The sequence below is a fragment of the Rossellomorea sp. LjRoot5 genome, from assembly GCF_964253455.1.
Classification (GTDB): domain Bacteria; phylum Bacillota; class Bacilli; order Bacillales; family Bacillaceae_B; genus Rossellomorea.
This window is the reverse complement of sequence record NZ_CAXUQN020000001.1, coordinates 1-12,207: the sequence shown is the minus strand read 5'-3', so window position 1 is coordinate 12,207 and position 12,207 is coordinate 1. Positions and strand designations below refer to the sequence as shown.

General features: G+C 43.9%; 15 protein-coding genes, 1 rRNA gene and 1 other RNA gene. 11 read left to right on the top strand and 6 right to left on the bottom strand.

The annotated features are described in order from the left end of the window. Positions 1-32 precede the first annotated feature (32 nt). From ACSQ2E_RS00085 to ACSQ2E_RS00065, 5 genes are all read right to left on the bottom strand, one after another. Entirely contained in the window at positions 33-395 is a 363-nt protein-coding gene (locus ACSQ2E_RS00085; RefSeq protein WP_435988815.1) for a hydrolase, read from the bottom strand. A 458-nt stretch (positions 396-853) separates the two neighbouring features. Beyond that, entirely contained in the window at positions 854-1,522 is a 669-nt protein-coding gene (locus tag ACSQ2E_RS00080; RefSeq protein WP_044340684.1) for a deoxynucleoside kinase, read from the bottom strand. After that, positions 1,506-2,162: a deoxynucleoside kinase gene (locus tag ACSQ2E_RS00075; RefSeq protein ID WP_060675048.1), complete on the bottom strand. Its 657-nt coding sequence runs from the start codon at positions 2,160-2,162 to the stop codon at positions 1,506-1,508. The genes ACSQ2E_RS00080 and ACSQ2E_RS00075 overlap by 17 nt, the downstream gene beginning before the upstream one ends. Before the next feature lie 230 nt (positions 2,163-2,392). Continuing rightward, positions 2,393-3,679, bottom strand: a complete 1,287-nt coding sequence (locus ACSQ2E_RS00070) for a glycosyl hydrolase family 18 protein (RefSeq protein ID WP_435988814.1) — start codon at positions 3,677-3,679, stop codon at positions 2,393-2,395. A 78-nt stretch (positions 3,680-3,757) separates the two neighbouring features. Then, the gene (locus ACSQ2E_RS00065) at positions 3,758-4,297 is read right to left on the bottom strand and encodes an isochorismatase family cysteine hydrolase (protein WP_435988813.1); all 540 of its coding nucleotides are present in this window, start codon (positions 4,295-4,297) and stop codon (positions 3,758-3,760) included. A gap of 88 nt (positions 4,298-4,385) precedes the next feature. Here ACSQ2E_RS00065 and tadA point away from each other — a divergent pair, with 88 nt between their 5' ends. From tadA to ACSQ2E_RS00030, 7 genes are all read left to right on the top strand, one after another. Next, complete coding sequence (gene tadA, locus ACSQ2E_RS00060; protein WP_435988812.1) at positions 4,386-4,874, top strand: tRNA adenosine(34) deaminase TadA; 489 nt, start codon at positions 4,386-4,388, stop codon at positions 4,872-4,874. Positions 4,875-4,972: 98 nt separating this feature from the next. Further along, an RNA gene (gene ffs / locus ACSQ2E_RS00055) (signal recognition particle sRNA large type) lies at positions 4,973-5,237 on the top strand. A 150-nt stretch (positions 5,238-5,387) separates the two neighbouring features. Further along, positions 5,388-7,076: a DNA polymerase III subunit gamma/tau gene (dnaX, locus tag ACSQ2E_RS00050; protein WP_435988811.1), complete on the top strand. Its 1,689-nt coding sequence runs from the start codon at positions 5,388-5,390 to the stop codon at positions 7,074-7,076. Between the two features lie 30 nt (positions 7,077-7,106). Continuing rightward, complete coding sequence (locus ACSQ2E_RS00045) at positions 7,107-7,433, top strand: YbaB/EbfC family nucleoid-associated protein (protein WP_375162873.1); 327 nt, start codon at positions 7,107-7,109, stop codon at positions 7,431-7,433. An 11-nt stretch (positions 7,434-7,444) separates the two neighbouring features. Continuing rightward, positions 7,445-8,041, top strand: a complete 597-nt coding sequence (recR, locus tag ACSQ2E_RS00040) for a recombination mediator RecR (protein WP_435988810.1) — start codon at positions 7,445-7,447, stop codon at positions 8,039-8,041. A 17-nt stretch (positions 8,042-8,058) separates the two neighbouring features. Then, positions 8,059-8,277 (top strand): YaaL family protein, encoded by a 219-nt coding sequence (locus ACSQ2E_RS00035; protein WP_435988809.1) that lies wholly within the window; start codon positions 8,059-8,061, stop codon positions 8,275-8,277. Between the two features lie 62 nt (positions 8,278-8,339). Further along, complete coding sequence (locus ACSQ2E_RS00030; protein ID WP_435988808.1) at positions 8,340-8,603, top strand: pro-sigmaK processing inhibitor BofA family protein; 264 nt, start codon at positions 8,340-8,342, stop codon at positions 8,601-8,603. A gap of 65 nt (positions 8,604-8,668) precedes the next feature. Here the strand turns inward: ACSQ2E_RS00030 and ACSQ2E_RS00025 are convergent, their stop codons facing one another. After that, positions 8,669-9,145, bottom strand: coding sequence for a PaaI family thioesterase (locus ACSQ2E_RS00025; protein ID WP_435988807.1), 477 nt, complete (start codon positions 9,143-9,145; stop codon positions 8,669-8,671). 181 nt (positions 9,146-9,326) lie between these two features. Here ACSQ2E_RS00025 and ACSQ2E_RS00020 point away from each other — a divergent pair, with 181 nt between their 5' ends. The 4 genes from ACSQ2E_RS00020 to ACSQ2E_RS00005 all read left to right on the top strand — a co-directional run. Then, positions 9,327-9,554: a FeoA family protein gene (locus tag ACSQ2E_RS00020; protein ID WP_435988806.1), complete on the top strand. Its 228-nt coding sequence runs from the start codon at positions 9,327-9,329 to the stop codon at positions 9,552-9,554. Further along, positions 9,554-11,545 carry a ferrous iron transport protein B gene (feoB, locus tag ACSQ2E_RS00015; RefSeq protein WP_435988805.1) on the top strand — a complete coding sequence of 664 codons (1,992 nt, stop codon included), beginning with the start codon at positions 9,554-9,556 and terminating at the stop codon, positions 11,543-11,545. The genes ACSQ2E_RS00020 and feoB overlap by 1 nt, the downstream gene beginning before the upstream one ends. 14 nt (positions 11,546-11,559) lie before the next feature. Continuing rightward, positions 11,560-11,745 carry a FeoB-associated Cys-rich membrane protein gene (locus ACSQ2E_RS00010; protein ID WP_435988804.1) on the top strand — a complete coding sequence of 62 codons (186 nt, stop codon included), beginning with the start codon at positions 11,560-11,562 and terminating at the stop codon, positions 11,743-11,745. Positions 11,746-12,132: 387 nt separating this feature from the next. After that, positions 12,133-12,207, top strand: a 16S ribosomal RNA gene (locus ACSQ2E_RS00005); the annotation flags it as partial.

Genomic DNA, 12,207 nt, shown 5'->3' with positions numbered 1-12,207 from the left:
TTTTATCCCCATGTCAAAGGACCTGGTACCTCTTACTTAAGGTTCTCTATGTCTTCTCTTACATGGTGATCGGACGTCTTTTCGAGTACACCGATCGCTGTAATATGACTGCGTGCTTCTTTATCCCCCAGTAGGTAGATCTTCGCATAAATATCCCTCATCGATTGATCATAATGATTATCTTCTGGTGAATTATGATACTGGCGGAATGGAACCTGGGCCCGTCTCATGGTCGACATGTCGTCATCATAGTTATCGTTAAAGAGCATTTTAAGCTCGTTCACCTCTGTAGGGGTTGCGAATATCCGAAAGCTCGGACTGGCGTTTTGATTCGGATCCTGCAGAATATCCCCACTGCTGATATCAACAAAATATGTTTGTTTCGATTCCATCATCTCTTCATCCCCTTAATCGATTATTTGTTACTACCTATACCTCTTTTTGAATGGAAATAAACGGATGGGTGTTGTTTTTAGACCTTGTTGGTTCTTTCTTAATTTGTCGATATTCTTACACAGACTATGATTTGCAAATGCTCTGTCATTGAGGGTGTGCCGGAGAGTGAGGGGAACTGCTCCGCTTTCCACGGACGTTCGGCCGAGCCTCCTCAGCACAGATCGCTTCCGGGGTCTCGGCGCGCCCGTTTTCCGTAGGAGTCTACGCAGTTCCCCTCACTCTCTATAGTAGCAATTATTGACAGAGCTAAATAGTTTTTGAAAATCAGTAAAGGCAAAGAACATCGACTAATAATTCATTTCTTCTGCATTCAAAAGAAAATGACTGGGTTGTAAGCATCCGACTCGTCGCTACATCAAAAAAAGACTACTCTTACTGCAGAGTAGTCTTTTCTTTATTAGCTTTTTAACATTCTCGTCTGTTCTATGAAGTAGCCGATTCTTTCGACGATTGGTTCGATGGAGTTTTGGTCGTTGACGAGGTCGTATTCGCTGATGTCGAGTCTGAGGACGGGACATGCGTTAAAGGAATTGATCCAGTTTTCATAGCGCTCGTGCATTTCCTCCCAATAAGCAACAGGCGTTTGCTGTTCCATCGGGCGACCTCGCTCACGGATGCGATCCACGACGTTATCAATGGATCCTTCAAGGTAAATCAACAGGTCAGGGTGTGGGAAGTACGGCGTCATGACCATGGCATCGAAAAGGCTTGTATAAGTTTCATAGTCGATTTCACTCATATTCCCTTTTTCATAATGCATGCGGGCAAATATGCCTGTATCTTCGTAGATGGAGCGGTCTTGGATAAAGCCGCCACCGTATTCAAATATTTTCTTCTGTTCTTTAAAGCGTTCTGCCAGGAAGTAGACTTGAAGATGGAAACTCCAGCTTTTGAAATCCTGATAAAATTTATCGAGATATGGATTCGTATCCACTTTTTCAAATGACGTGCGGAAGCCCAAAGCGTTCGCCAATCCGTTTGTCATGGTGGATTTCCCGACACCGACTGTTCCGGCAATGGTAATCACGGCATTGTTCGGGATCCCGTATTTAGTGCGAAGATTCATGATAGTGAACTCCTTTTTTCAGTGTAGTTTCTAATTGAGTAAGAATATGATCTAGATCCTCTTTGTTTTGAACGAAGTCTACGTGGTCGCCATTGTAGCGAAGAACAGGGATATCCGGGTGTGTTTCTTCGAATGTATTCATGTATTCTTCATAATCAAGTGATAGCTGCTTTAGGTAAAGGGGGCTGATTTTCTTTTCAAAATCACGTCCTCTTTTTTCGATGCGCTTCAGGAGCGTATCTAAGCTCGCGTTCAAGTAAATGACCACATTGGGTCTCGGCATATCTGAAGTCAGGATGTCATAGATGTTGAGGTATTTCTTGAATTGTTGTTCATCCTTCAACGTGCGTTTTGCGAAGATAATGTTTTTAAGAATATGATAATCTGCAACGACAGATTTGTTCTGAGATAAGTAGTGTTTCTCGATATCTTCTAATTGTTTATATCGATTGCATAAGAAAAACATCTCTGTTTGAAAGCTCCACTCTTCAATGTCATCATAAAACTTATCTAAGAATGGGTTCTCATCTACGATTTCTTTAAGCAGGTGAAATTGAAAATGATCGGAAATCGCTTTTGCAAGAGAGGTTTTTCCTATTCCAATCGGGCCTTCAACGGTAATGAAAGGAATGCGCCCCATTAATTGTCCTCCTCATATTACGGCAATCTTTTCTCGTATATAGTGTGAAAAATTACGACAGGAATTATTGTAACACAATATATGGATGGTTTGTTCAGGATATTTTCTGTGATAGAGAAAACACATCACCTTCATTATATCGGCTTCCTGTAAGGGAGTTTTATGAAGACGCACATAAAAAGCTGATGGATAGGTGTTTATAGATTTACCCATCCATCAGCTTCTATAAATTATCTTTTTACAACGTTGAAATTGTCGGAAATTAACAGCCAGTTTTGAGGGAAAGAGAGACCAAGCTTCCAATAGCTCATCCCCCTCAATTTCAATTCTTTCATGAGGTCGAACTTAGCCTGGATGCTACGTGCATCTTCAAACCAAACTTCATGATCTTTTCCGGTGCTTGCATCACGGTACTTGAAGAATGGTGCCTGCGCTTTTTGATCATAATCGATTTTGACATTATTATCAGCTGCTATCTGGATTGCTTGTTGAGGACTGATGGCTTTAGCTGTACTTCCCTGTACGAAGGGGAGTGTCCAGTCATATCCATATAAATTCTGCCCCATGAGAATCTTGGATGGAGGCATCTCGGAAACAGCATACTCAAGAACATCCCGAACCGGTCCGATAGGGGACACTGCCATGGCGGGACCACCACTGTAACCCCATTCGTACGTCATGATGACCACGAAGTCGACAATTTCACCGTGGGCTTTGTAATCATGGGCTTCATACCATTTCCCTTTTTGATCGGCGCTGGTCTTCGGGGCAAGGGCGGTTGAAAGCAGCCAACCTTCTTGATTGAAGCGCTGTTTTGCCTTTCGTAAAAATTGGTTGTAGGCTTCTTTGTCCTGTGGACGCAAGTACTCAAAGTCAAAATGAATATCCCTGAATCCATATTTCTTAGCGGTTTGGACAACGTTATCCAGAAACTTATTCTGGATGTTCTGATCAGTTAATAGAATTCTGCCCAGTTCATCACTGAATGTCCCTTCTTCCTGGTTGGTGATTGCCATCATCATGACATTATTATTGTCTTTCCCCGTTTGAATGAGGTTTCCGAGGGGAGGTTCTTTCAAAGTGCCATCCCGCTTCGCCTGAAAACTGAAAGGAGCGAGATATGTGAGGTAGGGGGCAGCTTCCTTGGCGCTTTGTTCAAGGTTCGCGGCCACTTCCTTACCGTATGGCTCAACATAGCCATTAAACTCAGCTTTCACCTTAGGTTTCTGGGGGATGTATAAACGAAACCCCACCTGTAGAGGCTGATTAGGAGAGATTCCATTCACCCTTGCCAGTTCTTGATAAGGGACGCCCGTCTTTTGACTGATGCCCCAAAGACTATCCCCGGGTTGAACAAAATAAAAACTTCCTATAATCGGGATGACCAGTGATTGGCCGATCACTAAGTTATTTGGGTTCGGCAATTTATTTGCATCCACTATATCGTTAACTGTTGATCCATACGCTTGAGCGATACCAAATAAAGATTGGTTCGGCTGGACAACATGGATTTGCATAAACAGACCCTCCTCTAATTCATTCACTATAATCAGCGTATGAAAAGGGAGGGTTGAATATGTTTTCTGTTAGAATTTTTATAAAATCTTGCCGGTAGGATCAATTTTTGCTTTTAATACGTTTTTCATCATCGTCAAGGCGTAGAGATTATCTTCTTCACTGACAGAAGCGATGGCGTCACCAGGAACCATCAGGTTAAACTCTCTCATATAGGCATCGTTGGCTGTGAAGAGTACACATATATTGCCGGCAATCCCTGTTATGATCAGGTTCTTGACGGATAAGTGGTGAAGAAGCGTGTTTAATGCCGTACCATAAAAGGCAGAGTGCTTCGGTTTAATAAGAAAGTAATCGTCTTCCATCGGTTGGAGAGGTGTCATGATGCTATCGCTCATTTTGTTATGACACTTTTTGTATATCTCTTTGTAATCTGCTTTCCAAAGCTCATAATGGTCGTTAATATAGATGGTAGGAAGCTGATGTTTCATGCAATAGCGACGCAGGGAGTTAATGGGATCGACAATCCTTGAGGTGTGTTGTGCCAGGGTTTCCCCGTGTTTAAAGTCGAACGGATTCATAATATCGATGACGAGGAGAGCAGTATCGTTAGGTATCATGTGAAAGCCCCTTTCTACTATAGTTTGGTGTGAATCGGCATATTTTATAAAGGATTGAGAAATAAATTTACAGGAGTACATGATGGGTATGAGAGAAGAACGATTTATGAAAGAAGCAATGAAAGAAGCAGAGAAAGCAGCGGCCATCCAGGAAGTTCCGATTGGGGCGGTGATTGTCATGGATGACGAAATCATCGCCCGGGCTCATAATCTGAGGGAAACGAGCCAAAACGCCATCACCCATGCTGAAACACTGGCCATTCAAGAGGCTTGTGAAAAACTTGGCACTTGGCGTCTCGAAGGAGCGGAACTTTATGTCACGCTTGAACCTTGTCCCATGTGCAGCGGCGCCATCCTCCTTTCGAGAATCGAGAAAGTCGTTTATGGGGCAAAGGATCCGAAAGCGGGTTGTGCTGGAACATTAATGAATCTACTTGAGGATGACCGGTTCAATCATCAGTGTGAAGTAGTGCCTGGAGTGTTGTCGGAAGAGTGCGGTGGAATCCTTTCCCGATTTTTCAAAGGATTAAGGGAGCGGAAGAAGAGGGAGAAGAAGATGGGGATGGATGATCTGTAAATAACTTACATCATTCCATCATTGCTTTTTACCGTATATCCTAGTATACTTAATCTTGCGTCGCACTAATGACGCAACTAAATATGGTATCAATTTTGCCGTGCTAGGTGGGGAGGTAGCGGTGCCCTGTACTCGCAATCCGCTCCAGCGAGACCGAATTCCTTTCCGAGGCTCGCACTCTGTAGGGCCTGCCTCAAGTAAGTGGTGTTGACGCCTGGGTCCTGCGCAATGGGAATCCATGAACCATGTCAGGTCCGGAAGGAAGCAGCATTAAGTGGAAGCTCCCATGTGCCGCAGGGTTGCCTGGGCCGAGCTAACTGCTTGAGTAACGCCTATGGATGCTTGTCGACGAAAGGTGCACGGCAGTTTCAATTATATACAACAACTCATCCATTTCCGGATGAGTTTTTTGTTTGTGCAAAGGTTTAAATTGATCTCCGGTTTTCTTTGTAAAAGGGATTTACATTACGTTATAATAGAAACACTATAGTACATAAAAGAGGGGGGAGTATTTTGGCATATCAAGCTTTATATCGTGTGTGGCGTCCTCAGTCATTTATTGATGTAGTTGGACAGCAGCATGTAACGAAAACGTTGCAAAATGCCCTCCTTCATCAGAAGATTTCCCATGCCTATTTATTCTCGGGACCAAGAGGAACAGGAAAGACGAGCGCAGCGAAGATCCTGGCAAAAGCCGTTAACTGTGAACGTACACCTGTAGCGGAACCTTGTAATGAGTGCGATGCGTGTAAAGGGATCACGGACGGTTCGATCCCTGATGTCATAGAAATCGATGCTGCCTCCAATAACGGGGTGGAGGAGATCCGGGACATCCGGGATAAAGTCAAATATTCTCCAAACGTTGTCGAGTATAAAGTCTACATCATCGATGAAGTCCATATGTTGTCCATCGGAGCATTCAATGCGCTTCTGAAAACATTGGAGGAGCCGCCTAAACATGTCATATTCATCCTGGCGACGACCGAGCCCCATAAGATTCCCCTGACAATCATTTCGCGCTGTCAACGATTTGACTTCAAACGGATCACCGCCATGGATATTGTGGGAAGAATGAGTCATATTGCGACAGAATCAGGTGTGGATTTTGAAGAAAATGCCCTGACGATCATTGCAAGGGCAGCCGAGGGCGGAATGCGTGATGCTCTCAGTCTTCTCGACCAAGCGATCTCCTTCAGTCAGGGTCGGGTCACAGTCGACGATGCCTTGACGGTAACGGGAGCCGTTTCTCAAGGTTACTTGAATACCCTGGCAAAAGCTATCTTAGAACGAGATGTAACAACTGGTTTAGGGGCCCTGGAAGAGCTCCTGTTTCAAGGGAAGGACCCTGCAAGGTTCGCAGAAGACTTCATCCTTTATTTCCGGGACATGTTGTTATACCGGACAGCCCCGAACCTTGAAGAATCACTGGAACGAGTGATGCTCGACGATGATTTCAAAGAATTGGCAGAGCGTACTCAGCCGGAACAGATTTATCAGTACATTGACGTCCTGAATCAGGCCGGTCAGGAAATGAAGTTTACGAACCATGCCCGGATATACCTGGAGGTTTCCATCGTTAAGCTTTGTCAGATGGAAGCGCCGGTATCGGCTTCTTCACCGGAAGTAAATGATTTGATGAAAAAGATCAACCTTCTTGAAAAAGAGGTCGAACAGCTGAAGGCAAATGGAGTCAAGGTTCAAGCGGAGCCTGCTGCACAGGCTGCCAAAAAGCCGATAAGGGCAAAGAAAGGGTTCCGTGCCCCTACCGGTAAGATTCAAGAAGTACTCCGGACGGCTACGAAAGAAGATCTAAATCTTATCAAGAGCCGCTGGGGAGACATGGTGGAAACCTTAAATCAGCGTCAGATGCGTTCGCAGTCGGCATTATTGAATGATGCTGAACCTGTAGCAGCAACAAATGGCTCATTTGTGTTAAAATTCAAATATGATATCCATTGTCAGATGGCAATGGAGAATCAAGCTTTTACTTCAGCCATTGCTTCCATTTTGGAAGAGTTAACCGGAAATAGCTATGCGGCTATTGGAATTCCTGAAGATCAGTGGATGTCCATAAGGGAAGACTTCATCCGGAACTCGAAACCAGAGGATGGAGATTCACCCGGCGGGGATCAAGAAGAAGATTCTCTCTTAACGGAAGCTGAAAAGCTTGTCGGTATGGATTTAATAGAACTTAACGATTAATATTTTTTCAATAATAAACTGGAGGTAATGATGATGATGCGTGGAAATGGAAATATGCAAAACATGATGAAGCAAATGCAAAAAATGCAAAAGAAGATGGCTGAAGCTCAGGAAGAACTGGGTGAAAAGCAAATCGAAGGAACAGCAGGCGGCGGAATGGTAACAGTCATCGTGTCCGGTCACAAACAAGTCATTGATGTGAAAATCAATGAAGAAGCGGTTGATCCGGATGATGTCGAAATGTTACAAGACCTAGTTCTTGCAGCGACTAATGATGCACTGAAGAAAGCGGACGAACTAACGAACTCAACCATGGGTCAGTTCACTAAAGGAATGAACCTACCGGGAATGTTCTAGGAGGCAAAAATATGCATTATCCTGAGCCTATATCAAAGCTGATCGACAGCTTTATGAAACTGCCGGGAATCGGGCCGAAAACTGCGGCCCGCCTGGCTTTTTTTGTTCTCAGTATGAAAGAGGATACCGTATTGGACTTTGCGAAAGCACTGGTCAATGCAAAACGTAACTTGAGTTACTGCTCCGTCTGCGGGCACATAACGGATCAAGATCCCTGCTATATCTGTGAGGATCAAAGACGTGACCGCAGCATCATCTGTGTCGTGCAGGATCCCAAGGATGTCATTGCGATGGAGAAGATGAAAGAATATAACGGACAATATCATGTGCTTCATGGAGCCATCTCCCCGATGGACGGGATCGGACCTGAAGACATTAATGTACCTGACCTCATCAAACGTCTTCAAAATGATGAAGTCCAGGAAGTCATCCTGGCAACCAACCCTAACATCGAAGGGGAAGCGACAGCCATGTACATCTCGAGACTCGTTAAACCATCCGGTATCCGGATCACAAGGATCGCCCACGGACTTCCTGTCGGCGGAGACCTCGAGTACGCAGACGAAGTAACGTTATCGAAAGCCTTAGAAGGAAGAAGAGACGTTTAACGAAGGAGAGGATACCTATGTTTTTCAGGAAAAAAGGAAAGCTGAAAAAAGAGTATGACCAATCCTTACTTCACGTTTTAGACGAAACAAAGGATCATTGGAATCAGCAGCGTTCCATAGAAGAGATGAGTGTGGATTATAATTTGAACATCCATTGTCATTCGGAAATTGCAGAAGCCAAATATTTTTTTCTTTTTAGAGAAGCGAAACATAGAAAGATCGTCATAAAAAGGTAGACAACCATCATATCCTTTCAATAAGAGACTAAATATGTTCTTTGTTGAGAGGAGAGAAGGGTATGAATCCAGTTATCGTCATAGCGGTGATCAGTGGCCTGATCGTACTGCTGTTAGCGACGGGGACACCCATCAAGCCACTAAGGTTTGTTGGACAAGTCGCCATGAAGGTCATGATCGGAGCGCTTTTTTTATTTTTCCTGAACGCCTTTGGAAGTCAGTACGGAATTCATGTTCCGATTAATGTCGCCACCTCATCTATTTCAGGGATATTAGGTATTCCCGGGGTAGTGGGACTTACGGTGATTCAGATGTGGATTTTATAATCGTCAAAGATGATTGAAAAAGCAGTCAAGATCCAGGTGGAGGTTACCCGGGTCTTGACTGCTTTTTATTTGACGAATGTCTTTGGCATAACAACCGCCACTACTTCTCCTCGTGCGCATAGATTCCCCTCTGCGAACACTTCTGTTTCCACTTTAAACTTCTTCGGATGAACCTCGTGAACGGTTCCTACTGCTTTTAATGGAACATTGTGTGGAGTCGGTTTCATGAAATCAACTTGCAAGGAAGCCGTCACGAAGCGGGGAGGTTCCTGACCGTCCCCGATCTCCCCGCCATTTTTATGGTGAAGAGCGATTGCCGCTGAACCGGTACCGTGACAGTCGATTAAAGAAGCAATCAACCCGCCATACACATAACCCGGTAAAGCAGTATGTTCCGGCTTTGGTGTATAGATGGTGACGGTTTGATTGCCATCAACTCCTGTGCGGAAATGATGCCCTTCTTTATTTAGTCGGCCACAACCGTAACACCACGAAAAATCATCGGGATAGTCATCCTGAATTGCACGAGTAACTTCTTTCACATCTCATTCTCCTCTCTCGATTCAACTTTCTCTATCATACTCTTCTATAAGCCCCCTTCGATCCCCTTTAAACTGGAAAGCGATTCATTCTTCCCTTTACGAATTAGCTGAATTCTATTAAAATTGAATTATAAATGATAATGAATATCAGTATCGATTCAAATATATGAGGTGATACACCATGAACCTAAGTCAGATCCAAAGGAATGAAACTTTTCAAATAATAGACTTAACAGAGCTTCACCCATTTGTTAAGCGTCGATTAAAGGATATGGGAGTATGTGAAGGCAGTAAGGTCAAGGTCATCCGTTATTGTCTGTTTGGTGGCCCGTGTCTGTTGGAATGCTCAGGTCAGCGTGTGGGGATCCGGAGAAAAGATACAGATTGCATTAAAGGGGCACGGATATAATGGAGACGGCACTCTTGGGAAATCCCAACACCGGTAAGACATCTTTGTTTAATCAGATTACCGGATCATATGAATATGTCGGCAACTGGAGTGGAGTGACAGTAGAGAAAAAGGTTGGTCGGATCAAGGATTCTGATCAATCGTTAATTGACTTACCCGGTGTATATTCACTCAACCCCCTGTCGCATGATGAACGAGTGGCATCGATGGCACTATTGCAGGAAGAAGCTGGGCAAATCCTTAATATCGTGAATGCCAATCAGCTGGAACGCAGTTTGTATTTAACAATTGAATTACTGGAGACGAATCTTCCGACTGCGATTGTCCTTAATATGATGGACCTTGCGGAAAAGCGTGGGATCAAGGTGAATGTGCAGCTTCTGGGAGAGCTTTTAGGGGTGAAGAGTTATTCTACCATCGCCCGAAAAGGCATGGGCTGCAATGAGATCATTCAACTCTTCCGGGAACGCCCCATTGAACAGGCTTCTCTTTTTACCATTGATTATGGTCCAGTTGTGGAAGAAGCCATTTCCAGGCTTCTCTTGCTGATGGGAAAAGAAGGAAATCTGAAAAAACGCTGGGTGGCAATTCAGTATCTCATCGGGAATGAGCTGGTTCAGCAGACGTTGGACGAATCGTATTCCGGTATGCAGGCGGTGAAAAAACAGGCAGAAGCTCTTCTTATAAAAGAGGCTGGACAATTCCTTGAGGAAGCACTTTATGCCACACGGAAGTCGTTTATTCAAAAAATCGTCGTTCAAGTAACAAAAGAAGAAAAGAAACAGGACAGTCTTCCACTGACTGCCTGGCTCGATCATATTGCCACACACCCGGTATTTGGAATCCCGTTCTTTCTATTAGTCTTACTTGTCGTCTTTCAATTGACATTCGGTTGGCTGGGAACACCGATCTCAGATGCCCTTGATTCCTTTTTTGCCGGGCCGTTGACAACCGGTGCCCAATATCTATTGGATCAAGTGAATGCCTTGCCATTCATCAAGGCTGTCATCCTAGAAGGAATCATCGCCGGTGTCGGTGGAGTGCTTGTATTCGTTCCGCAAATCTTTATCCTGTTCTTCTTTATTTCTTTATTGGAGGACTCTGGGTATATGGCCCGTGTGGCAGTGGTGATGGACAGACTGATGGAATTCATTGGGCTAAATGGGAAAGCGTTCATTCCGTTGATCATTGGATTTGGATGTAATGTACCTTCCATCATGGCAGCGCGTACGATCGAGCAGCCTAAAGAGAGGCTTTTGACCATCCTTATTTCACCATTCATGTCTTGTTCTGCAAGATTGTCTGTCTATGCTTTGTTTGTTGCAGCATTCTTTAGTGAGCATCAAGCTATTATCGTGTTATCCCTCTACGTGTTAGGGATCGTTGTAGCCATTTTGGTAGCCAAGGTCTTTTCCTTGTTTTTAAAAAATGAGAAATCTTATTTTGTTATGGAGCTTCCTCCATATAACGTCCCACAGCCTTTACAGCTAGTAAGGAGTACATGGGATAAGGGAAAAGGGTTTGTGCGTAAAGCGGGTACATTTATCTTTGGGGGAACGGTATTTATCTGGCTCTTTTCCTATTTAGGACCGAACGGAGCGGGTGTGCCGATTGACGAAAGCTTTATGGCGATCGTCAGTGGAGTATTTGCGCCCGTCTTTGCACCGCTCGGCTTTGCTTCCTGGCAAGCGGTATCTGCATTATTCACTGGGTTCTTAGCGAAGGAAGTCGTTGTTTCGACCATGAATATTCTATATCATGTTCCGGCAGGGGAGACATTGGCCCATTTACTACCTCAATTCTACACGCCGCTCGCTGCCTATACGTTCTTAGTCTTTATTTTGTTGTATACACCTTGCTTAGCAACGGTTGCCATCATGAAGAAAGAAACAGGGAGTATGAAGTTGACCCTGTTATCGATTGTCTATTCTTTTGTAGTCGCCTATATTGTAGCTTTCATCGTATACAGGGTAGGTCAGTTCATTTTCTGATAGGAGGTTCTATCATGATTTTCAGTATAATTATTGGACTTCTCATCTTTGGATATGCCACTTGGATGGTCTTTTCCTTCTTTAAGAAAAGCCGCCAAGGCAAATGCGGAACATGTGCTTTAAATAAAACATGTAAATCAGGATGCGGGGCAGTAAGCAGGGACCAGCGACAGAGTGTATTGGAAAGCATTTCGAAATGAGTGGTAGAAGGTGTGGTTTTCTTATAAGGAAGCCACACCTTTTTTAAAAATCAGGGTGAAACTCGTTACCCATTATTCGCACTTCACTAAATCTCTCCTTCTTAATAGAGTGGAATCGGGCAGAAACAAAAGCACTTTCTGAAATAATTAGTAAAGATGCAAAAATAGTATTGACGCTCATTAGTGAAAGATGCTATTATATTCCTTGTCGCCAAAACAAGGCGAGAAACAAATTTCAAAAAAAGCTTGACGCTTCATATCGAAAAATGTTATATTTAAGAGGTGCTCAAGAGAGCCTAACGAAATATTGAACCTTGAAAACTGAACAAAACAAGACAATACGTCAACGTTAATTCTAGATTTATTTTTAAAGAGCTATTCAAACTTTTATCGGAGAGTTTGATCCTGGCTCAGGACGAACGCTGGCGGCGTGCCTAATACATGCAAGTCGAGCGGATTGAT

What these genes read in the sequence shown, in the direction of transcription:
- ACSQ2E_RS00045 (WP_375162873.1), top strand. Translation starts at nt 7,107, where the DNA reads ATGATGATGCGTGGAAATGGAAATATGCAAAACATGATGAAGCAAATG.
- ACSQ2E_RS00085 (WP_435988815.1), bottom strand. Translation starts at nt 395, where the DNA reads ATGATGGAATCGAAACAAACATATTTTGTTGATATCAGCAGTGGGGAT.
- recR (WP_435988810.1), top strand. Translation starts at nt 7,445, where the DNA reads ATGCATTATCCTGAGCCTATATCAAAGCTGATCGACAGCTTTATGAAA.
- ACSQ2E_RS00030 (WP_435988808.1), top strand. Translation starts at nt 8,340, where the DNA reads ATGAATCCAGTTATCGTCATAGCGGTGATCAGTGGCCTGATCGTACTG.
- ACSQ2E_RS00010 (WP_435988804.1), top strand. Translation starts at nt 11,560, where the DNA reads ATGATTTTCAGTATAATTATTGGACTTCTCATCTTTGGATATGCCACT.
- ACSQ2E_RS00075 (WP_060675048.1), bottom strand. Translation starts at nt 2,162, where the DNA reads ATGGGGCGCATTCCTTTCATTACCGTTGAAGGCCCGATTGGAATAGGA.
- ACSQ2E_RS00035 (WP_435988809.1), top strand. Translation starts at nt 8,059, where the DNA reads ATGTTTTTCAGGAAAAAAGGAAAGCTGAAAAAAGAGTATGACCAATCC.
- ACSQ2E_RS00020 (WP_435988806.1), top strand. Translation starts at nt 9,327, where the DNA reads ATGAACCTAAGTCAGATCCAAAGGAATGAAACTTTTCAAATAATAGAC.
- feoB (WP_435988805.1), top strand. Translation starts at nt 9,554, where the DNA reads ATGGAGACGGCACTCTTGGGAAATCCCAACACCGGTAAGACATCTTTG.
- ACSQ2E_RS00065 (WP_435988813.1), bottom strand. Translation starts at nt 4,297, where the DNA reads ATGATACCTAACGATACTGCTCTCCTCGTCATCGATATTATGAATCCG.
- ACSQ2E_RS00080 (WP_044340684.1), bottom strand. Translation starts at nt 1,522, where the DNA reads ATGAATCTTCGCACTAAATACGGGATCCCGAACAATGCCGTGATTACC.
- ACSQ2E_RS00070 (WP_435988814.1), bottom strand. Translation starts at nt 3,679, where the DNA reads ATGCAAATCCATGTTGTCCAGCCGAACCAATCTTTATTTGGTATCGCT.
- tadA (WP_435988812.1), top strand. Translation starts at nt 4,386, where the DNA reads ATGAGAGAAGAACGATTTATGAAAGAAGCAATGAAAGAAGCAGAGAAA.